Below are 21,547 nucleotides of genomic sequence, written 5' to 3'. Positions count from 1 at the left end.
TCCTACACGTTCATCGGGCGAAGCTGGGGGCGGTTCGACGTGCCCGTCTTCTCGAGCCGGGTCGCCAGCTCGGCGACGGTCGGACTGCGGAACACGGTGGTGACCTTCACATCGACCTTGAGCTCGTTGCGGATGCGGCCGGTCAGCCGGGTGGCGAGCAGCGAGTGCCCGCCGTGGTCGAAGAAGTCGGCGTCGATGCCGACCTCCTGCAGACCCAGCAGTTCGGCGAACAGCCGGCAGAGGACTTCCTCGTTGTGGTTGCGGGGCCCGCGTCCGGTCACGGCGGCTTCCGTGTGGTCCGGTGCGGGGAGCGCCTTGCGGTCGAGCTTCCCGCTCGGCGTGGCGGGGAAGGCCGCGAGCGGCACGATCGCCGAGGGGACCATGTACTCCGGCAGGTTCTCCCGGGCCAGGTCCGTCAGGGCCGTGAGGTCCAGCTGGGCCTCCGCCTTGCCCGTCACCACGTACGCGACGAGCCGCTGGTCACCGGGGCGGTCCTCGCGGACCAGGGCGACGGCGCCGTCGACGTCCGGGTGCTTGGCCAGCGCCGTCTCGATCTCGCCGAGCTCGATGCGGAAGCCGCGCAGCTTGACCTGGAAGTCGGACCGGCCGATGTACTCGACCTGGCCCTCCTGGTTCCACCGCACGACGTCGCCGGTGCGGTACATCCGGGTTCCCGGCTCGCCGAAGGGGCAGGCGACGAACCGGTTCGCGGTCAGCTCCGTCTGGCCCAGGTAGCCCCGGGCGAGCCCGGTGCTGGCCAGGTAGAGCTCGCCGGTGACGCCCGGCGCGACCGGACGCAGCGCCTCGTCCAGCACGTACACCTGGGTGTTCCAGACGGGGGCGCCGATCGGCACCCGGTCGGCACCCGGCACGTGCTGGTACGCCGTGACCTCGACGGACGCCTCGGTGGGCCCGTAGAGGTTGTGCACACCGCAGCCCGGCAGCACCTCGACGACCCGGTTGGCCAGCGCGGGCGGGAACGCCTCGCCGGCGACCTCGATCCAGCGCAGGCTGGTGCACTCCTTCGCCGAGGGCTCGTTGACGAACGCCTCCAGCAGGGAGGGCACGAAGTCCGCTCCGGTGACCCGCTCCCGCTGGATCAGGTCGGCGAGGTAGGCCGGGTCGCGGCGCCCGTCGGGACGCGCGATCACGACCGCGGCGCCGATCTGGAGCGGCGCGAAGATCTCCGGCACCGAGACGTCGAAGCTGGCCGTCGTGCTCAGCAGCACCCGGTCCTCGGCCGTGACGTCGAAGTGCGCCAGACCCCACTTGAGCCGGTTCAGGATCGCCCGGTGCGCCACCTGCACGCCCTTGGGGCGGCCGGTGGAGCCGGAGGTGTAGATGACGTACGCGGCGTGGTCCGGCGACAGTGCGCGCTGCGGGTTCGTCTCCGGGTATCCGGAGACGTCCGGAAGGTCGGCGTCGAGCACGAGCAGCGGCTTCGCGCTGTCCAGCACGCGCGCCACCCGGTCCTCGGGCAGCTCGGTGTCGATCGGCAGGTAGGCCGCACCGGCCTTCACCACCGCGTAGATCGCCACCATCAGGTCCACCGAGCGGGGGATCTTCACGGCGACGAGCCGCTCGGCGCCGGCGCCCTGCTCGACCAGCCAGTGCGCCAGCCGGTTCGCGCGCCGGTTGAACTCGCCGTAGGTCAGGGTCTCCTGCTCGCCGATCAGCGCCACACCGTCAGGGGTGCGCTCCACCTGAGCCTCGAACGCGCCCGGCAGAGTGTCCGCCGCCACCGGATGTGCCGTGTCATTGATCCCCTTGACCAGCCAGTCCCGCTCCTGTGCCGACAGCACCTCCAAGGCTCCGACCGGCTGCTTCGGGTCCTCGAGCACCTGCTCCAGCACCCGGACGAGCCGGGCGGCGATCTCCTCGGCCGCGTCGCGCTCGAAGAGGTTGGTCTGGTAGTCGAGGGAGAGCCGCAGGTACGGGTCGGAGGAGTTGAGGGTGAGAGGGTAGTGCGAGCCGGCGAACGGCCGGATCGCGTCGATCGTGAACCCTGCCGAGTCGTTCGCCTCGACGATGCCCTCGCGGTCGATCGGGTAGTTCTCGAACACGACGATCGTGTCGAACAGGGCGGGCAGTCCGACACCGCGCTGGATGTCGGCCAGGCCGTAGTAGTGGTGGTCGAGCAGTGAGATCTGCCGGTCCTGCAGATCGGCGATGACCTCGCCGACGGTCTGGTCCGGGCGGCAGCGCACCCTGGTCGGCAGGGTGTTGATGAACAGGCCGACCATCTCGTCCGAACCGACCAGGTCCGCCGGGCGACCGTTGACGGCCGCGCCGAACACGACGTCGTTCTGGCCGGTCAGCTTCGAGAGCAGGACCGCCCACGCGCCCTGGAGCAGCGTGTTCAGCGTGACGCCGAGTTCCGCGGCGCGCCGGGCGAGTTCCCGGCCCTTGTCGATCGACAGCGGGACCTCGACACGGCCGAGGCGGGAGGCCTCGCCCTTCTCGGGAAGGTCCGCGGCCAGCAGGGTCGGCTGGTCGAATTCGGCGAGCTCGTCCTTCCACCGGGCGGCCGAAGCGTCCCGGTCCTGCTTGGACAGCCAGCCCAGGTAGTCGCCGTAGCTGCGGACCGGGCCGAGCTCCTCGGTGCCGCCGTACAGCCGGACCAGGTCCTTGATCACCAGCGGCGACGACCACCCGTCGAACAGGGTGTGGTGCGCCGTGATGATGAGCTTCGCCTTCTGCGGCCCGCAGGTGAGCAGGGCCAGGCGGATCAGCGGCGGGCGGGTGGGGTCGAGCTGGTCGGCCCGGTCGTCGGCGAGGGCCTTGTCGACCGCCGCTTCCTGTGCGGCCCCGTCCAGACCGGTGAGGTCGATGTGCTGCCAGGGGATGGCGACGTGCTCCGCCACGACCTGGACCGGATCGCCGTCGGCTCCGGCCACGAACGCGGAGCGCAGGTTCGGGTACCGCTGGAGGAGCGCCTGGCCGGCCGCCCGCATGCGCTCCGGGTCCACGTGCCCGGTCAGGTGCAGCAGGAACTGCATGTGGTAGACGTCGAAGGTGCCGTCGGCGAGCGCGGCCTGGAACTGGATGCCGGACTGGCCCGGGCCCTGCGGCCACACCTGGACGAGCTTGCCGTAGCGCTCCTCCCACTCGTCGATCTCGTCCTGCTTGACCGAGACCAGCGGGGCGTCCGAGGGCGTGAGCCCGCCGATCTGCGGGCGGGCGGCGTGCGCGGCCATGCCGTGCAGCACCTCGACCCACAGCTCGGCCAGTTCGGCGGTGCGCTCGCGGGACAGCACCCCGGTGGGGAACATGAAGACGGCCTGGAGCCGGGCGCCGTCGGCGGTGTCCGTGACGACCGAGTTGACCTCGAGCGCGGACAGCGCGGGCAGGTCCGGGTCGGGCATCGGGATCAGCTGGGCGGACCAGTCCGCCGGCACCCATCCCTCGGCGCGCAGGTGCTCGGGCACGTCGGCGTCGGAGATCCGGCCGAGGTAGTTGAAGCCGATCTGCGGCGCCGCGTAGTCCTCGAGCTGCGGGGCGGTCTCCGGGTTCAGCCAGCGCAGGAGGCCGTAGCCCAGTCCCTTGTCCGGGACACCGCGCAGCTGCTCCTTGACCAGCTTGATCGCCTTGCCGGCGGCGGAGCCGCCCGCGAGCACGTCGGCCAAGTCCACGCCCTGCACGTCGACCCGGGCCGGGTACATGCTGGTGAACCATCCGACGGTCCGGGAGAGGTCCGCGCCGGGGACGACTTCCTCCTCGCGGCCGTGGCCCTCCATGCGGACCAGGGTCGAACGGTCGTCACCGCGCCAGCGCTTCACCGCGAGGGCGAGCGCGGCGAGCAGCACGTCGCTGCCGGTGCCCTTGAACGCGGCGGGAAGCTTGGTCAGCACCGCCTCGGTGACCTCTGCGGGCAGCTGCACGCGCACGGTGTCGAGGGTGGACATGATGTCCACGGCGGGGTTGAACGCCCGCTCGCCCAGCGGGAGGTTGGGCGACTCGAGCATGTCGCGCCAGTAGTCCAGTTCCTCTTCCCGCTCCGGGGAGAGGGCCTCGGACTCCAGCGCCGCCGCCCAGCGGCGGGCCGACGTGCCGACCTCGGGCAGCTCGGGGGCCTTGCCGGCCTTGACCTGCTGCCAGGCCTCGGCGAAGTCCGACATGAGGATGCGCCAGGAGACGCCGTCCACCACCAGGTGGTGCAGCACCACGAGCAGCCTGCCCGCACCCGAGTCCGCGGTGAACCAGACGAAGTCGGCCATGGTCCCGGCTTCCGGGTCGAGCCGGCCGGCGGCGGCGTCCACCTCCGCCTTCGCCGTCTCCAGCGCGGCGGGGTCGTCCCACCCGCCGGTGACGGGCACGCGGCGGATCAGGTCCGCCGCCCGTACGGCGCCCTGCGGACGGACGACGAGCGAGGGCTCGTCACCGCGCACCAGCTGCGCGCGCAGGAGGTCGTGCCGGTCGAGCACGGCGTCCAGCGTCGCGGCCAGTGCGCTCTCGTCGATGCCCGTGGGCAGCTCGAGCACGATCGACATGGCGAAGCGGTTGATCCCGCCGCCGTGCTCGAACACGTGCTGCGCCACCGGCTGCAGCGCCAGCTCGCCGACGCCGCCGCCCTCGAGCTCCGCGAGCACCGGCACCCGGTCCTTGCGGTCGGAGGCCACCTCGGCCAGCCGCTCCGCGGTGCGGCACTCGAAGATCTCCCGCGTGGTCAGCTCCAGGCCCCGGGCGCGGGCGCGGGCCACGACCTGGATGGAGCGCAGGCTGTCGCCGCCCACGGCGAAGAAGTCGTCGTCGATGCCGACCCGGTCCACGCCGAGCACGTCCGCGTACGCGGCGGTGATGATCTTCTCGGCCTCGGTGCGCGGCTCCCGGTAGGCCTCGCCCAGGAACTCCGGCTCGGGCAGCGCCGAGCGGTCCAGCTTTCCGGTCGGGCCGAGCGGCAGCTGGCTGACGGCCACGAAGGCCGACGGCACCATGTAGTCGGGCAGCCGTGCCGCGACGAACTTGCGCAGCTCGGCGGACGAGGCTCCGGCCTGCACGTCCACGTCGCCGATGCCGCCGGCGCCGTCGTCACCGACGGCCCCTTCGCCGGTGTGCACCACGTAGGCGACGAGCCGGCGCCCGTCCGAGCCCACCTCGCGGCTGATCACCACGGCCTCGCTGATACCGGGGTGCTGCGTGATCGCCGCTTCCACCTCGGCGGTCTCGATGCGGAAGCCGCGCACCTTCACCTGGCCGTCACCGCGGCCGACGCACTCCAGCTCGCCGCGTGCGTTCCAGCGGGCCAGGTCGCCCGTGCGGTACATCCGCTCGCCGGCGGCGAACGGGTTCGCCACGAAGCGCTCGGCGGTCAGGCCCGGGCGGTCGTGGTAGCCGCGGCCGAGGCAGGTGCCGACCACGTACAGCTCGCCGATCACGCCCTGTGCCGCCGGGGCGAGGCCCGGGCCCAGCACGTAGGCGCGCATGTTCCCCAGCGGGGTGCCGATGGGCGCGACGTCGCTCTCCGCCCACTCCTCGGCCGCCGGGAGGGAGAAGGTGGTGGCGTAGAAGCTCTCGCTCTGCCCGTAGGAGTTCACGATCTGTACGTCGGGCAGGGCCTCGCGGACCTGGCGCACCAGTCGGGCCGGGAGCACGTCGCCCGCGAAGACGACCGTGCGCACGTCGGTCGCCTTGTGCAGGTGGCCCACGAGTTCGCCGAGCACGGAGGGGACACCACTGATGACGTGGCCGTCCCAGCCGTCCCGCTCGGCGAGCGCCAGCGCGTTCGGCACGACCTCGGCGGTGCCGCCGGTGGACAGGGTGGTCAGCAGCTCGAAGACCGAGACGTCGAAGTTCACCGAGGTGCCGGCGAGCATCTTCCAGCCGGTCGGCGCGTCGATGACGCGCACCAGCTCCTGCACGCCGTTGACGACGCTGCGGTGGGTGATCGCCGCGCCCTTCGGCTTGCCCGTGGAGCCGGAGGTGTACATCACGTACGCCAGGTTGTCCGGGCCGAGCGGCGCGATGCGGCCGGTGTTGTCCAGCGGCCCCCGGGGCGCGTCCCATTCGGCGCGGAGGTCGAGGTTGATGCTCGTCATGTCGTTCTGCGGCAGGTCCTGCGCCGTCGCGGTGTCGGTGACCACGAAACGCGGGCGCGCCTCGGAGAGCACGGTCTGCGCGCGTCCGGCGAGGTACTGCGGGTCCATCGGCACGTAGCCAGCACCGGACTTGAGGATGCCGAGCAGGCCGACGACGAGGTCTTCGGTGCGCGGCAGGGCCAGGACCACCAGGTCCTCCGGCCCGGCACCGCGCCGGACCAGCTCCCACGCGACGGCGTTCGCCCGGTCGTCGAGCTCCCGATAGGTCAGCGTCCGGCCGTCGCACAGGATCGCCGGGGCGTCCGGCGTCCTGGCCGCCTGGCTCTCGAACAGCTCCGGGACCGTCAGCTCGGACGCCGCGGTGGCGTTGTCGTTGAACCGGACGAGCAGGAGGTCCCGCTCGGCCGCGTCGAGCACGTCGATGCCGCCGATGGCGCGCTCCGAGTCGGCCACGAGCTCGCCCAGCACGCGCACGAAGCGGTCCGCGAGGCGCTCGACCGTCGCCCTGTCGAACAGGTCGGTGACGTACTCCAGACGGACTCCGGCGCCGCCGGCGCCGTCCGGGATCATGTTGAAGAACAGGTCGAACTTGGCCGTTCCGGTCTCGAGCGTCTCGGACTCGACACCGAGGCCGGCGAACTCCAGGTCCCCCAGGGGCTCCTGCCAGGCGAGCATCACCTGGAAGTACGGGTGGTAGGCCGTGGACCGGTCCGGGTTGAGCAGCTCCACCAGGCGCTCGAACGGCATGTCCTGGTTGTCGTACGCGGCAAGGGCCCGGTCCCGCACCCGCTGGAGCAGCTGGAGGAAGCTCGGGTTCCCAGAGAGGTCGACGCGCAGCACCCAGGTGTTGACGAAGAACCCGACGAGGTCCCGCAGCTCCTCGTCGGTGCGGCCGGCGATCGGCGCGCCGAGGGGTACGTCGTCACCGCAGCCGAGGTGGTGCAGGAGCACCGCCAGCGCCGACTGCATGACCATCGACACCGTGGTGTCCTGTTCCGCGGCCACCTTCTCCACGGCGCGGAGCAGGTCGGCCTCGATCGGGAACTTGACCAGGTCGCCGCGGGGGCTCGTCATCTTGGGGCGCGGGCGGTCCGTCGGCAGGGCCAGCGGCTGCACCATGTCGGCCAGGGCCCCGCGCCAGTACTCCAGCTGCCGGGCCGCCAGGCTGTCCGGGTCGGACTCGTCGCCGAGCATGTCCTGCTGCCACAGCGTGTAGTCCGCGTACTGCACCGGGAGCGGCTCCCACACGGGGGCGTCGCCGTCCTTGCGGGCCGAGTACGCCGTGGTGAGGTCGCGGAGCAGCGGCCCGAGGGACTCGCCGTCCAGGGCGATGTGGTGCACCACGAGGACCAGGGTGTGGTCGAGCGTGCCGGTCCGCACCAGCGTGGCGCGGATCGGCACGTCGGTGGCCAGGTCGAAGGTCTCGACGGCAGCCGCGTCGACCGCCGCCCTCCGCTTCTCCTCCGCGACCTCGACGACCGGCAGTTCGAAGGGCTTGTGGCCGGACGCCAGCACCTCCTGGTGCGGGATGCCGTCGTCGCCCTCGACGATCACCGTGCGGAGGACTTCGTGCCGGTCGATGACATCGCGGAGCGCCGTCTGAAGCGCACCCACGTTCAGCTCACCGGTCAGCCGCAGGGCGAAAGCGCCGTTGTAGGTCGGCGAAGGGCCTTCGAACCGGTCCACGAACCACAGCCGACGCTGCGCGAACGACAACGGGATCATTGTTTCTCCAAATCGGCGGAACCAGGGAGCAAGTCGTCACTCAGCTCTGGTCGAGCAGGGTCAAAAGTTCGTCGTTGTAGAAGTCGTCGATGGAGCACGCCCCCGACAGCGTCGAGAAGTACCGGTCGATGTGCTCCTGGTGGCCGACCAGCTTCCGCAGCATGTCGATCCGGCCCTCGGGCTTGAGCTCGGCGACGTTGAGCGCGCCCTGGTAGTGGTTGAGGGCTTCGTTGCTCAGCTCGTTCTCGTAGCGCCGCAGCGCCGACTTGAGCTTGGCGTCGTCGTGCAGGCCGTCCCCGATGAAATCGGTGAGGTTCTGGGCCTGGACGAAGGCCTCGGTGATGCCGCGGGCGGTGATGGAGTCCTTGTGGTTCACCGCGTCGCCGACCAGCGCCCACCCGGGCCCGTAGGCCTTACGGAAGTAGTTGTCCTGGTGGCCCGTGCCGTAGAGCTGCTCCACGCGCTCGCCCGACTGCATGCGCTCCCACAGCTCGGGCGCCGTCGTACGGAAGGCATCGAGGTAGGCGGGTTCCACGGCCTTGCGGACCGCGCCGAAGTCGGCCTGCGGGAAGTAGGCCATGAGCAGCGTGAGGTCGTTGTTGGTCGGCAGCACGCCGATCCAGCGGCCCGGCTGCTCGTACAGCTCGAAGTCCGAGGGGACCCCGGCCCAGTAGCTGTAGTAGGTGCAGGTCAGGCGCGGGTGCTCGATGACGTTCTCCGCGCCGACCTTGCGGGCCACGAGCGAGCGCATGCCGTCCGCGCCGACGACCAGGCGGGCCCGTTCCGTCGCCTCGGCGCCGCCGGGCGTGGTGTACCGCACGCCGACGACCCGGCCGTCCTCGAACAGCAGGTCGTTGACCGCGCAGCCCTCCTGGAACTCGACGCCGGCCTCGACGGCGCCCTCCGCGAGGATCGGGTCGAGCACGAAGCGCCGCGGCGCGTACGTGGCCGTCAGGCCGTCCATCGGCAGGGAGAAGCCCTCGATGCGGACACCGGGCCCCTCGTAGACCTGCTTGGTGATCGGCCGGCAGCCCGCCTCGCGGAGCTTGTCGAGCAGTCCCCACCGGTTGAGCAGCGCGACGCCCTGCATGTGCAGGTAGTGCGAGGACAGCGTGTCCTGAGGGAATCGCGCTTTCTCCAGGAGCAGCACTCGATAACCCTGCTGCGCAAATAGCATGGCCGTCGGCGAGCCCGCACAACGGGCACCGACGACAATCACGTCGTACATGGCGCCTCCGCCTCTCTTACCAGGTAGTTTTTGACCCAACGCGGCAGCAACCGGAAATCCGTTGTGATTGAGCGCGCTATCGACACAGCGGACCGAATAACCGCTGCAGAGCATAAATTCGATGCTAGCCGATACGGACTAGCGGGATAAATAGAAACAGCGCCGGGAACACACGCCGATGCCGCGCCGTGTCTCGCCGGCGAGACACGACAAGGCATCGACCACGCCTGCAGCTACCGGGTCGGTGCACCCAGGGATTCGATGTACGCAGAGACCGACGCCACCGTCGAGTTGAGGAACATCTGGTCCATCGGGACCTCGACGCCCAACTCGTCCATAAAAGCACCCTGAATCCTGACCATGATCAGGGACTGGCCGCCCAGGGCGAAGAAATCGTCGTCGACCGATATTTCGTCGCGCTGGAGTTCCCGGCACCAAATGGCGCGCACACTGTCGGCAATCATCACAGCCCTCTCGGTTGTCATCAAAGTCCGTCGATTATGCGGCAATGCCGCTGTCGGCGAACTGCTTCCGGTATGCATCGACCAGCGCGACGCGGTCGACTTTCCCGTGCGGGCTGAGCGGAAGCAGCGGGACGTTCACGAATGCGGCCGGCACCATGTTCCGCGGCAGCGTCTCCAGGAGGCCGGTGCGCAGATCGTCCTCGGCGGGGTCGTCCCCCGCCGGAACGACGAACGCGATCAGCTCGGCCTCGCCGGCGTCGGTGTACGTGATGGCCACGGCGGCCTCGCGGACTCCGGCCAGCCGGGCGAGCGCGCGCTCGATGTCAGTGGGGTCGATGCGCATGCCGCGCACCTTCACCTGGGCGTCGATCCGGCCGAGCACGATGAGCTCGCCGGCCTCGTTCACGTGGCCGCGGTCGCCCGTGCGGTAGACCCGCAGCGGCTCCCCGTCGACCTCGATCGTCGTGAACTTGGCGTTCTCGGGACCGTTGTTGAGGTAGCCCGCACCGACGCTGGCACCGGAGATGCAGATCTCGCCCTGCTCCCCCGGCGCGACACCGCGCAGGTCCTCGTCGACGAGGTGGATGTCGGTGTTGTAGGCCGGCTTGCCGACCGGCGGGACGTCGTGCTCGCCTGGCCGGTAGTCGGCCAGGTCGTACGAGGTCGCGACGTCCGTGCACTCGGCGACGCCGTACTGGTGCAGGAGGGTGCACGTGTTGCCCTCGCGCCGCGCCCAGTCCGTGAGCCGCTGGACCTTCAGGGCCTCACCGCCGAAGAGCACGTAGTCGAGCTTGGCGAGGACGTCGCCGCCGCGCGCGGTCTCCCAGTCCACCAGCAGGTACAGCGTGCTGGAGGCGCAGTGCACCACGCGGATGTCGCGTTCGCGGAGCAGGCGGTAGGCCATCATCGCGTCGAAGTTCCGGGTCGCCATCAGGTTCTGGGTGGCGCCGACGAACAGCGGTGTCATCAGGCTGCGCTGGGAGAGGTCGAACCCGAACGCGCTGACGACCAGGTGGTTCGACCCGCTGTGCAGGCCGTACTCGAGCTTCAGCCAGTTCATCAGGTTGAACCAGCCCTCGTGCCGAACCGCGGTCAGCTTGGGGGTACCGGTCGAACCGGACGTGAAGACCGCGTAGCAGATGTCGTCGCCGCTGACGGTGACGTCGGGAGCGGTCGACGGGAGAGCCGCCAGGCCGTCGGCGAGCTGCTCGAGGTCGATGACGTCGACGTCCGCCGACTCGACCATGTCGGCCGTGGCCGGGGAGACGACGATCAGGGCGAGGTCGGGCACCTGACCCAGCAGCAGCTGGAGCCGGGCCGCAGGGTAGGCCGGGTCGAACGGCACGTAGGCCGCGCCCGCCTTCAGGGTGCCGAGGATGGCGACGAGCATGTCGATCGAGTAGTCGAGACAGACGCCGACCTTCGCGCCCCGGCCATGTCCGCGCTCGGCGAGGAAGTGGGCGAAACGATTCGCCTTCACGTCCAGCTCTGCGTACGTCAGCTCCTGGCCGGCCCAGAAGACGGCGACGGCGTCGGGCGCCGCCGCCACGTTCGCCTCGAACTGCTTGTGGACGACGGGCGCCGAGGGCAGCGCGACCCGCTTTCCCTGAAGGATCATCAACTGGCTCCGATGTGAGAGGTGTCCGGTCGGACGAGCCGCCGGCGCACCCCCGGGAACGGGGGGCGGCCGGCATGTGGGGCGATGTGCCTCTAGGCGGTCCGGCGATCGGCCGTTTCGAGCAGCTGGGCCACCCACTTGTCAACGGTCAGACCGTGCGCGGCAGCCGTCCTCGAGTAGTACTCCAGCTGGCTTGCGGACAGCTCTATGGTGAGCGTGGTGACCTTCTGCCGGCGCTTTTCGGCGGCCGCCGAGTCGGCCAGCCGGGGTACCTCTTGCTTCTCGTCGCCACTGCCCGCGGGGACCTCGGTCGTGCTGCTCTGCACGGCCAGGCTGGCACGGACCGACCTGCGGAGTTCGTTGCGCGACCACTTCTGCTGCTCGGCCTTGCGCAGCCAGTAGTCCTGCTCCGGCGGCGACAGGCGGGCCACCTCGGCGTGGTGGGCGAAGCTGAGGCTGTCCCGCCTGCGGTGGTGCTCGAACCGGCGGCCCACCCAGGCGTAGTTGCGCAAGGTCTGGTAGTCGAGCCCCGTGCGCTCGATCGCCTCCTTGTACCGCCGCCACCCGTAGGTGGCCTCCCCGTAGCTCATCCAGTCGGCGAGCCACCAGGCGGAGGAGTTCACGAGCTCGCGCAGGTTGGTCCCGATCTGCTCCCAGGAGCGCTCCGACAGGTTCTGCGGGAAGACCATCCCCGACTTCTGCACCGTTGCCTGCGAACCCACGAACGACATGACGGCATCGCGTTGCGCGGGCTCACCGCTGTTGCCCACCGGCCCCGCCTTGTATCTGCTGACGGTCCTCACAGCGCCGCTCACAACCTTCATCTCCCCACTCAGAGTGCTTGCCTGGGCGTACACCGGTCGCTCGAGCGAGCACCCGGGTGGCGGTCACTGTCGTTCCACTGCGGTCGACCTACGAGCATCCGAGCGGCGCTCAGCCCGCCGCCATGGCCTCGCGCAGGCTCTTGGGGCGCAGATCGGTCCAGCTCTGCTCGACGTACAGCAGGCACTCGGACCTGGCCGCCTCACCGAAGACCACCCGCCAGCCCGCGGGCACCTCGGCGAACGCGGGCCACAGGGAGTGCTGCTCCTCGTCGTTGACGACAACCTGGAAGCGGCCGTTCTCGTCGTCGAAGGGGTTCGTGCTCAACTGGCACCGTCCTTAACTGTCATGGGGTGACTCGGAGTTGGGGATGGCCCGGGCGCGGGTTCACCGATCGGCCCTGTCCGGTCGGCAGGACACCCGGCATCGGTGGCGACCCCGGCGTTCTGCCGCTTCACCGTAAGGACTCGGCCGTCAGCGGTACCAGGGCGGCAGGCCGGCCGACCTCCCGGTCGTCCTCTGCACCCCACTGGCTTCCTGGGAGACCGACTGCCTCACGTTCCTGGGGTGAGGTCGCACGGCAGCCGATCGGCCCGTCCGCCGTCCGCTCCGGTTCGAGCCGTGGCGCGGGAAGCGCGGCCGTCTGGGTCGGGCCGCGGTCGTCGTACGGGCTTGGCTGCCCGCGTCGCCGGTAGCCGACTTGCCGTCACTGTATCCACGGCCCTTTTGAGACCCGGTCAAGGTCCGCTCGAGCGGCCGGGCGACGGAGGCCGGCGGGTACCTTCGGGGCGGTCTTCGCCGCTCGCGGTGGCGAACCGCTCGAGATCCGCACGGACCTCGCCGCAGTCACGCGCAGGATTTCAGGCCACTCCCCGACAGGCGCACGCCTTCTCCCCGGAGTCTGCCGCCCCGCGTCCGCGCCGCGCCCCCTGAGGATCGCTCGAGAGCCGCCGCACCGGCGGCAGAGTCCGGCTGGTGCCCGAGCCCCGTCGGTCTTCCGGCGCTCTATGGTCCGAGGACGCGCGGCCGATCGGAGGAGAGAGTTGGACGGCACACGACTTGACTTGCGCCTGTTCGTCCTGCACCACGCGGGGGGCTCGCACCTGCTGTACCGCCACTGGCCCGCCGAACTGCCGGACACGTGGGACGTGACGCTGCTCGACGCCCCGGGCCACGGCCTCCTCCTCGACCAGCCGCAGATAGCGGACGCCGGCCGCCTCGCCGACCACCTGCTGCGCATCATCGAGCCAGGGCTGACGGGCAGCCCCTACGCCCTGTTCGGGCACAGCATGGGCGCCCTCCTCACGTACGAGATCACCCGGCAGGCCGTCGAGCGGGGCCTGCCGCTGCCGGTGTGGATCGGGGTCTCCGCACGGACCGCACCACAGCCGGCGGGACCGGAGAGCCGGTACCACCAGCTGCCCGACGCCGAGCTGCGGACCCGACTGAAGCTGCTCGGCGGCACACCCGACGCGGTCTTCGACGACCCCGACCTGTGGGCCCTGTTCGAACCGGTCATCCGGGCCGACCTGCGCCTGGTGGAGACCTGGCGCCCCGTTCCCGGCACCGGTCCGCTGCCCGTGGCGCTGTCCGCCTACGCGGGCGGCGAGGACCACTCCGCCTCACCTGCGCGGATGACCGGCTGGGAAGAGCACACCGAGCAGTTCCTGGGCCTGCGCGTCTTCGAAGGCGGTCACTTCTACTTCCAGGACGATCCCGGGCCGCTGCTGCGGCAGATCGAACGGGACGCGACCACTGCGCTCGCCGCGGCGGGCGCGATGCGCTCCTCCTGAACCCTTTGGTCAACCGCCGACGCGTGGCCGCCCGACTCCTGCAACTGACTGAGATGCCAGCGTGTGTGAGGGGATGAGATGGAGTTCCGCCTGCTCGGTCTCGTGGAAGTCCAGGACGAACGGACCGGTCTGCGGATCGTGCCCACAGGTGCCAAGCAGCGTGCACTGCTGGGCGCACTGGTGGTGAAGGCCGGGCACAACGTCTCCGTACAGCGGCTCATCGACGAGCTGTGGGGCGAGCACCCGCCCGCCAACGCGGCGAACGCCCTCCAGCTCCATGTGGCGCGGCTGCGCCGGCTGCTGTCCGGACCGCAGAGCCAGGGCGCCGAACCGCACGAACAGCACGCACGGCACCCGTGGATCGTGACCACCTCGCGCGGCTACACCCTGCAGCTCGCCCCCGTCGAAACGGACGCCTCGCGCTTCCAGCACCTGGCCGACGAGGCCCGGCGGATCTTGCCCGGCGACCCGGGGCGGGCCGGTGAGCTGCTGCGCCGGGCGCTGTCGCTGTGGCGCGGCCCGGCGCTGGAGGGCAGCGTGCTCGGCGACATCTGCGCGGGCAAGGCGGCCCAGCTCGAGGAACACCGGCTGACCGCTCTGGAGATGATGTACGACGCGTATCTGCGCACCGGGCGACACGGCGAGATCACCGGCGAGCTGGTGGAGCTCACCACCGATCACCCCGTGCGGGAGAGGTTCTACGACCTGCTGATGGTCGCCTTGTACCGCTGCGGCCGGCAGGCGGAAGCGCTCCGCGTGTACGAACGGGCGCGCAACCGCCTGGTGCACGAACTCGGTGTCGAGCCGGGCCCCGCTCTGCGCGGTCTGATGGAGGCGATCCTCCACCACGACCCGGCCCTCGCCGCGGCGGCGGGCGCCCGCCCGGCCGGCCCGCCTCGGGCCGAGCCGTCCCGGGCCGTGGCGGCGCCCTCGGTGACGGACGCGACGGCCGACGACGCGGTGCTCCCCCTCTGCGAGGAGATCGCCCGCCTGCACCGCCGCATCGAGCGGCTGCAACAGGAACAGAACCAACTGCTGTGCCGCTTCAACGAGCTGACGGCGAGCACCGCGCCGCGGGTGACCGCCGGCGCGGTGCTCGCTTAGGCCGGGGACCCGCGGGCGGTCAGGCCGCCGTCAGCACCGAGCCGAGGGTTTCGGACAGGGCCGCCCGGAAGCCGTCGAGGAACGTGTCCACCTCACGGTCGGACACGTTCAGCGGCGGGGCGAGCCGGATGACGTTCGGCATCACCGCGTTCACCAGGACGCCCCGGTCCTGGGCCGCCTGCTGCACCTGCGCCGCGAACTCTCCGTTGATCACGACGCCCAGCAGCAGGCCGGCGCCGCGGACCTCGCGCACCAACGGGTGGTCCAGGGTCTCCAGGCCGCGCCGCAGCCGTTCCCCCGTCCAGGTCACGTGGTCGAGGATGCCCGTCCGCTCGATGGTGTCCAGTACGGCGAGGGCGCCCGCGCACACCACGGGGTTCCCGCTGAACGTGGAGCCGTGCGCGCCGGGCGTGAGCAGGTCCGCGGCCGCGCCGAAGGCGAGCGTCGCGCCGATGGGCAGACCGCCGCCCAGGCCCTTGGCGAGGGTGACGACGTCAGCCTCGACGCCTTCGGCCTCGGCCGCGAACCAGTGGCCCGTGCGCCCGATGCCGGTCTGGATCTCGTCCAGGACGAGGAGGGTTCCGGTCGCTGCGGTGATCTCGCGGGCGGCCCGAAGGTAGCCGGGCGGAGGCACGACCACGCCGTTCTCCCCCTGCAGGGGCTCCAGCATCAGCAGCGCGGTGTGCGGGGTGACGGCGGCGCGCAAGGCCTCCACGTCCCCGAACGGCACGTGGCTGACCTCGCCCGGCAGCGGCTGGAAGGGGCGCTGCTTGGCCGGCTGGCCGGTGAGGGCCAGGGCCCCCATGGTGCGGCCGTGGAAGCCGCCGACGGCCGACACCATGTGCGTGCGGCCGGTGAGCCGGCCGATCTTGAAGGCCGCCTCGTTGGCCTCGGCGCCGGAGTTGGAGAAGTAGACCCGCCCCTGGCGACCGGCGAGCTGCAGCAGGCGCTCGGCGAGGCGCACGGTCGGTTCGGCCATGAAGAGGTTCGAGACGTGTCCGAGTGAGGCGACCTGCTCGGAGACGGCCCGTACGACCGCGGGGTGCGCGTGGCCGAGCGAGTTGACCGCGATGCCGCCGACGAAGTCGAGGTACTCGTTGCCCTCCGCGTCCCAGACCCGGGTGCCCTCGCCCCGGACCAGGGGCAGCAGGGGGGTGCCGAAGTTGTCCATCATGACGGCCTGCCAGCGGCGGGTCAGCGCCGCGTTGCCCGCCCCGGTCATGTCCGCCGTGTCCGCGCCGTTGCTCATGCCGTCGCTCCCTCGAAGCTCACGTCGTTGTTCACTGCGTACAGGGGGCCCTCATGAGACGCAGAAGCGCTCATGAGGCGTATTCGCTGTTCTCGTGGACGTACTCGGCGGTGAGGTCGTTGGCCCAGATCACGGCGGAGTCCGCGCCCGCGGCGAGGTCCACGGTGATCCCGACTTCGCGGCCGGTCATGTCCACCAGCGTGCGGTCCTCGCCCACCGATCCGTTCTTGCAGACCCACACGCCGTTGATGGCGACGTTGAGGCGGTCGGGCTCGAAGACGGCGGCGGTGGTGCCGATGGCGGACAGGACGCGGCCCCAGTTGGGGTCCTCGCCGTGGATGGCGCACTTGAGGAGGTTGTTGCGGGCGACGGAGCGGCCCACCTCGACGGCGTCGTCCTCGCTCGCGGCGCCCACGACCTCGATGCGGATCTCCTTGCTGGCGCCCTCGGCGTCCCCGATGAGCTGCCGCGCCAGGTCGGCGCAGACCGTGTGGACGGCTTCGGCGAACTCGGCGTATTCCGGGGTGGCTTCGCAGGCCCCGGAGGAGAGCAGCAGCACGGTGTCGTTGGTGGACATGCAGCCGTCGGAGTCGACCCGGTCGAAGGTGGAACGGGTGGCGTCCCGCAGCGCCCGGTCCAGGACCGCGCTGTCCAGGGCGGCGTCCGTGGTGAGCACGACGAGCATGGTGGCGAGCCCGGGGGCGAGCATCCCGGCGCCCTTGGCCATGCCGCCGACGGTCCACTCGCCGCGGGTGACGGCGGCCGTCTTGTGCACCGTGTCGGTGGTCATGACGGCGACCGCCGCGTCCTCGCCGCCGGATGCGGACAGCCGGGTGGCGGCGCTCTCGACGCCGGCCAGGATCCGGTCCATGGGCAGCGGCACGCCGATGAGCCCGGTGGAGCAGACCGCCACGTCCGCCGCGTCCAGGCCGAGCCGCTCGGCGGCCTTCTCGGCGGTGGCGTACGTGTCCTGGAAGCCCTGCGGCCCGGTGCAGGCGTTGGCGCCGCCGGAGTTGAGCACGACCGCGCGGATCTGGCCGTCGGCGAGTATCTGCCGGGACCACTGGACGGGGGCGGCCTGCACCCGGTTGGAGGTGAAGACGCCGGCCGCGGCGCAGCGCGGCCCGTTGTTGACGACGAGAGCCAGGTCTCGGTTGCCGTTCTGCTTGATTCCTGCGGCGATGCCCGCCGCCGTGAAGCCTCGTGCTGCGGTGACGCTCACTACATCTCCTTGTTCGCCCAGCTCACGGTGCGACTCCGATCGTGGAAAGCCCCAGTCCCTCGGGCAGGCCGAAGGCGGCGTTCATGCTCTGGAGGGCACCGCCCGCGGTGCCCTTGGTGAGGTTGTCGATGGCGCTGATCGCTATGATCCGGCCGACCGCCGGGTCGAGGGCCACCTGGATCTGCGCGGCGTTCGATCCGTACACGGCCCCGGTGCTGGGCCACTGTCCCTCGGGCAGCAGCCGTACGAACGGCTCGTCGGCCAGTGCCCTCTCGTACGCGGCCCGTACGTCGTCCGCGCCGACCCCGGGCCGCGCCGCGGCGGAGCAGGTGGCGAGGATGCCGCGCGGCATGGGGGCCAGGGTCGGGGTGAAGGAGACGGCGACCCGGTGACCCGCCGCGGCGCTGAGGTACTGCACCATCTCGGGCGTGTGCCGGTGGCCGCCGCCCACACCGTACGGCCGCATGGAGCCCATGACCTCGCTGCCGAGCAGGTCCGCCTTGGGCGCCTTGCCGGCGCCGGACGTGCCGGACGCCGCGACGACCACCGCCTCGGGTTCGGCCAGTCCCGCCGCGTACGCGGGGAACAGGGCCAGCAGGACGGCGGTCGGGTAGCAGCCCGGCACAGCGATGCGCTTGGTCCCTGCCAGCGCGGCGCGGGCTCCGGGCAGCTCGGGCAGGCCGTAGGGCCAGGTGCCCGCGTGCGGCGTGCCGTAGAACGTCTCCCAGTCGGCCGCGTCCGCGAGGCGGAAGTCCGCGCCGCAGTCGATGACGAGCGTTTCGTCGCCCAACTGCTCCGCGACGGCGGCGGACTGGCCGTGCGGGAGGGCGAGGAAGACGACGTCGTGCCCCTTGAGGGCGTCGGCGGTGGTGGGCTGTACCTCACGCCCGGCCAGCGGAGCCAGGTGCGGCTGCAGCGCGCCGAGGCGCTGTCCCGCGCTGGAATGCCCGGTCAGAGCACCGATCTCCACTTCAGGGTGGGCCAGGAGCAGGCGTAGGAGCTCGCCCCCCGCATATCCGCTCGCCCCCGCCACGGCTGCTCGCACTGTCATGAACCCTCCCGATGTGACACACATGTCCTTCTCACGCGATCCGGGCCCTGTCACCCATCGCGTTCGCCGTACATACGACAGCCTCGGGATTGATTGCGGCTCGAAGGCACGGATCACAGGTGCCGGGCCGCACCACGCCCACGGCTCGTCGTGCGGGCCGGCGTCCTGGTGTCGCCGGGTGTCGCCGGGTGTCGCCGGGGTGTCTCGGTCGGGGAGGGCGCCCTCGTGACCTGCCTCGGCGTGTGCGCTAGGGCGCGGCGCAGTACTCGGCGTTGAGGATGGTGAGGAGGTCGTCCGGTCGCCAGTCGCTGTTGTAGTTGAACGTGAGCTGGTGGCCGGCGTCCTCGGTGGTGGCGACCAGGGAGAGCCAGCCCACCGTGCCTCCGTCGCGGTACCAGATGGTGGTGCCGCAGCCCAGCGTCAGCCGCTCGAGGCCGAGGCCGTAGGACGAGAGCGGGAAGTCGGGGTTGACGTTGGTCGTCTTCATCTCCGCCAGCTGCTTCGACGGCAGCAGCTTCCCGCGCATCAGGGCGCTGTAGAACCGGTTCAGATCGGCTGCGCTGGAGATGATGTCGAGGTTGCCCCAGGACTGCGACCCGTTGACCTCGGTGACGTCGTCGATCTTGTCCGGCTGCGTCTGGAAGAAGAGCTTGGAGTAGGCGCGGCTGCTCGGCTGGGGCAGGTTGACGCCGTTGCCGGGGGTGGACGTCGCCGTGAGCCCCAGGGGTTCGATGATGCGCTTGCGCACCTCGTCCTCGTACCGCTTGCCGCCGACCTTCTCGACGATCATCGCGGACAGGATGTCGTTGGTGTTGGAGAACCCGTGCCGGGTGCCGGGCTGGAACACCGGCGCGTGGGAGAGGGCCACGTCCACGCGCTTCTTGTGCGGCATGGTCTCGTACCGGTGCTGGAGGTAGCCGTCGCCCAGGACGTACGTCGAGACGTAGTCGGCGTCGGCGAAGTAGTCGGACAGGCCGCTGGTGTGGTTGAGGAGCTGTCGTACGGTGATCGCACGGCCGTCGTTGCCGTTGCCCGTCACCACGCCCGGCAGATGGCGCTCCACGGTGTCGTCGAGGCTGAGCTTCTTCTCCGCCTCCATCTGGAGGAGGACCGTCGCCACGAAGGTGGCGGTGACGTGCCCAACGCGGAACCGGTCGTTCTTGCCGCGCGGGGCACCCGTCTTCATGTTGCCCACGCCGGATGCCGACTTCCAGATGCCGTTGGCATCCCGCGCTTCCACCGTGATGCCGGGGATGCCGGCAGCCACGGCCGCGTCGATCGCGCGCTGCGTCGCCTGGTGGTCGGCCGCCTTGGGGGCCGTGTCCTCCGCTGCCTGGGCGGGAGCGGTGAAGGCGGTGGCCATGATCGCGAATGCCGCCAGACCGACCACGCCGACCCCTGGTCTCTTCCGTATCGTCATCTTCATTCCCCGTCCTGAGGGTCGTCCGAATTTGGCTGATGCGGTACTTGTGCGGTCCTTCGCCGAAATCGAACCACGGCATGAAAATACCTGCCCACTGGTTCTTTTTCGATATCCAGGCGGCCGAATTACGTGAACGAGCAGACTTATTGGCGTCCCACGGCCGCCGATTCGGGCGGGAAAGAGAGCCGTGGTCGGTAATGAATTCCGGTCGGAATTGAACCTGCGATTGCGTTTCGTCCTGCCGACAGGACACCCGTGCGGCCGTTCGAACGCCGCTCCGGTACCGCTCCAGCCCGCCTCGCGAAACTTCTCGCCGGTTATGTACACCCTTCTGATGGAGGCATGATGGCACGTCAGGCCGGTCTAACCGCAGGGCCGCATGGCGGCCCGGCAGCCGCTCCCCCGCAGCCCCCGGCACGGCAGCCGCGCATGACGGGGGCCGCGCCGCGCCGGGGCCAGGTGCTGACGACCAAGGTGGGCCTGCAGATGCCGACCGGGATGGCCTACGACGAGTGGGAGCGGGCCGGGCGCCAGCTCGCCGGCGTCCTCGACTCGTCCTCCTGGTGGCTGGGCGACTGGCTGAGGTACGGCAAGGACCACTACACCGACCGGTACCAGCGCGGGATACAGGCCGTCGGCCTCTCGTACCAGACCCTGCGCAACTACGCATGGGTCGCGAGACGCTTCGACTTCACCCGGCGCCGGCCCACCCTGAGCTTCCAGCACCACGCCGAGCTGGCCTCCATGACCGTCGAGGACCAGGACCGCTGGCTCGACCGTGCCGAGCAGGGGCAGTGGACCACCAGGCAGCTGCGCGGCGCCATCCGCGCCGCGCGCCAGGGCGGGCAGCTGCCCCGCACTCCCACCGAGCCGAGCCGCCGTCTGGAGGTCCCCGGCAGCCGTGTCCAGTGGTGGCACAAGGCCGCGGAGCAGCTGGGCGTCGACTTCGAGCAGTGGGTGATGACCACGCTGGACAGCGCGGCCGCGAGCGCCCTGGACGACCTCGCCGGGCAGACCCGGCCCGTGGCCGTCAGCGCCTGAGTCCCCGGCGCCGAGGCTTTCGGTGCGTCAGGACAGCCGGCTCATCAGCCCGGCGGTCTCGCGCTTGTACGTGCACGCGCTCTGCCCGAACGACTCCCGCACCCGGTCGCGCACCTCGTCCGGCTGCTCCTGGCTGAGCTTGAACATGCCCTCGGCCCCGGTCACCGTGAACCGGAAGGCCCCCACGGCGGGCGCGATCTTGCGGAAGTAGCCGAGCGACTCGGTCATGTCCCAGCCGGTGCCGAACCGCCCCTCGAAGGCGCGCACGGTGGACTCCACCACGCTCAGCGTCTCGTCCATCGAGTCGATCTTCTCCACCACGCCCCGGACGTGCACCGCGGTGAAGTTCCAGGTGGGCGCGGCCGGCGTCTTCTCGTACACCGTGGGCGACACGTAGGAATGCGGGCCGGTGAAGGTCAGCAGCAGGACGCCGCCCGTCTCCAGCGCCGACCAGTGAGGGTTCGCCCGGTTCATGTGTCCGAGCAGGGTGGCGCCCGGGAGCTCGCCGGACCAGTCGCCGGACGTCTCGGGGTCGAAGATGACCGGGAGGTGCGTGGCGAACGGACCGTCCTCGGGGCTGCCATTGGCCACCGCGAGCGCCAGTGGATTACCACGGATCAGGTCCACCATCCACGAACTGTCCGGTTCGCGGTAAGAGCTGGGCACGAACATTCGGATACACCCTTTCGACAATTGGCTCAGGGCATGACCCTGGCTCAGGGCATGACTGATCGCATTACTCCGGACACAGGACACGTGGGCAAACTGCCAC

General features: G+C 70.7%; 14 protein-coding genes. 3 read left to right on the top strand and 11 right to left on the bottom strand.

Annotation, left to right across the window (positions count from 1 at the left end; all coding sequences use genetic code 11):
• Positions 1 to 2: 2 nt before the first annotated feature.
• The 6 genes from OG299_RS41325 to OG299_RS41300 form a co-directional block, all read right to left on the bottom strand.
• Positions 3 to 7,760 (bottom strand): non-ribosomal peptide synthetase, encoded by a 7,758-nt coding sequence (locus tag OG299_RS41325; protein ID WP_327364833.1) that lies wholly within the window; start codon positions 7,758 to 7,760, stop codon positions 3 to 5.
• Between the two features lie 40 nt (positions 7,761 to 7,800).
• The gene (locus OG299_RS41320) at positions 7,801 to 8,988 is read right to left on the bottom strand and encodes an NAD(P)/FAD-dependent oxidoreductase (protein ID WP_327364832.1); all 1,188 of its coding nucleotides are present in this window, start codon (positions 8,986 to 8,988) and stop codon (positions 7,801 to 7,803) included.
• A gap of 233 nt (positions 8,989 to 9,221) precedes the next feature.
• Positions 9,222 to 9,452 carry an acyl carrier protein gene (locus OG299_RS41315; protein WP_327364831.1) on the bottom strand — a complete coding sequence of 77 codons (231 nt, stop codon included), beginning with the start codon at positions 9,450 to 9,452 and terminating at the stop codon, positions 9,222 to 9,224.
• 34 nt (positions 9,453 to 9,486) lie between these two features.
• Positions 9,487 to 11,070, bottom strand: coding sequence for an amino acid adenylation domain-containing protein (locus OG299_RS41310; RefSeq protein WP_327364830.1), 1,584 nt, complete (start codon positions 11,068 to 11,070; stop codon positions 9,487 to 9,489).
• A 92-nt stretch (positions 11,071 to 11,162) separates the two neighbouring features.
• The gene (locus tag OG299_RS41305; RefSeq protein WP_442817617.1) at positions 11,163 to 11,840 is read right to left on the bottom strand and encodes an LmbU family transcriptional regulator; all 678 of its coding nucleotides are present in this window, start codon (positions 11,838 to 11,840) and stop codon (positions 11,163 to 11,165) included.
• Between the two features lie 163 nt (positions 11,841 to 12,003).
• A complete protein-coding gene (locus tag OG299_RS41300) occupies positions 12,004 to 12,219 on the bottom strand; it encodes an MbtH family protein (protein WP_327364829.1) in 216 nt (71 codons plus the stop codon).
• A gap of 737 nt (positions 12,220 to 12,956) precedes the next feature.
• Between OG299_RS41300 and OG299_RS41295 the strand changes: the two genes are divergently transcribed.
• Both OG299_RS41295 and OG299_RS41290 read left to right on the top strand, forming a co-directional pair.
• Positions 12,957 to 13,685: a thioesterase II family protein gene (locus tag OG299_RS41295; protein ID WP_327364828.1), complete on the top strand. Its 729-nt coding sequence runs from the start codon at positions 12,957 to 12,959 to the stop codon at positions 13,683 to 13,685.
• Positions 13,686 to 13,763: 78 nt separating this feature from the next.
• Entirely contained in the window at positions 13,764 to 14,789 is a 1,026-nt protein-coding gene (locus OG299_RS41290) for an AfsR/SARP family transcriptional regulator (RefSeq protein ID WP_327364827.1), read from the top strand.
• A gap of 19 nt (positions 14,790 to 14,808) precedes the next feature.
• Here OG299_RS41290 and OG299_RS41285 read toward each other — a convergent pair whose 3' ends face one another.
• From OG299_RS41285 to OG299_RS41270, 4 genes are all read right to left on the bottom strand, one after another.
• Positions 14,809 to 16,038, bottom strand: a complete 1,230-nt coding sequence (locus tag OG299_RS41285; protein WP_327364826.1) for an acetylornithine transaminase — start codon at positions 16,036 to 16,038, stop codon at positions 14,809 to 14,811.
• Between the two features lie 70 nt (positions 16,039 to 16,108).
• A complete protein-coding gene (gene argJ / locus OG299_RS41280; protein ID WP_327364825.1) occupies positions 16,109 to 17,260 on the bottom strand; it encodes a bifunctional glutamate N-acetyltransferase/amino-acid acetyltransferase ArgJ in 1,152 nt (383 codons plus the stop codon).
• 22 nt (positions 17,261 to 17,282) lie between these two features.
• A complete protein-coding gene (argC, locus tag OG299_RS41275; protein WP_327364824.1) occupies positions 17,283 to 18,311 on the bottom strand; it encodes an N-acetyl-gamma-glutamyl-phosphate reductase in 1,029 nt (342 codons plus the stop codon).
• A 247-nt stretch (positions 18,312 to 18,558) separates the two neighbouring features.
• Complete coding sequence (locus OG299_RS41270) at positions 18,559 to 19,731, bottom strand: serine hydrolase domain-containing protein (protein ID WP_327364823.1); 1,173 nt, start codon at positions 19,729 to 19,731, stop codon at positions 18,559 to 18,561.
• Between the two features lie 432 nt (positions 19,732 to 20,163).
• Between OG299_RS41270 and OG299_RS41265 the strand changes: the two genes are divergently transcribed.
• Positions 20,164 to 20,775: an LmbU family transcriptional regulator gene (locus tag OG299_RS41265; protein ID WP_327364822.1), complete on the top strand. Its 612-nt coding sequence runs from the start codon at positions 20,164 to 20,166 to the stop codon at positions 20,773 to 20,775.
• 27 nt (positions 20,776 to 20,802) lie between these two features.
• Here OG299_RS41265 and OG299_RS41260 read toward each other — a convergent pair whose 3' ends face one another.
• On the bottom strand, positions 20,803 to 21,447 hold the full coding sequence (locus OG299_RS41260; protein ID WP_327364821.1) for an FMN-binding negative transcriptional regulator: 645 nt from the start codon (positions 21,445 to 21,447) through the stop codon (positions 20,803 to 20,805).
• Between the last annotated feature and the right edge of the window lie 100 nt (positions 21,448 to 21,547).

The sequence above is a fragment of the Streptomyces sp. NBC_01296 genome (genome assembly GCF_035984415.1).
GTDB lineage: Bacteria > Actinomycetota > Actinomycetes > Streptomycetales > Streptomycetaceae > Streptomyces.
Note: the sequence above shows the minus strand (reverse complement) of the source record. Positions and strands in the feature narration are given on the sequence as shown.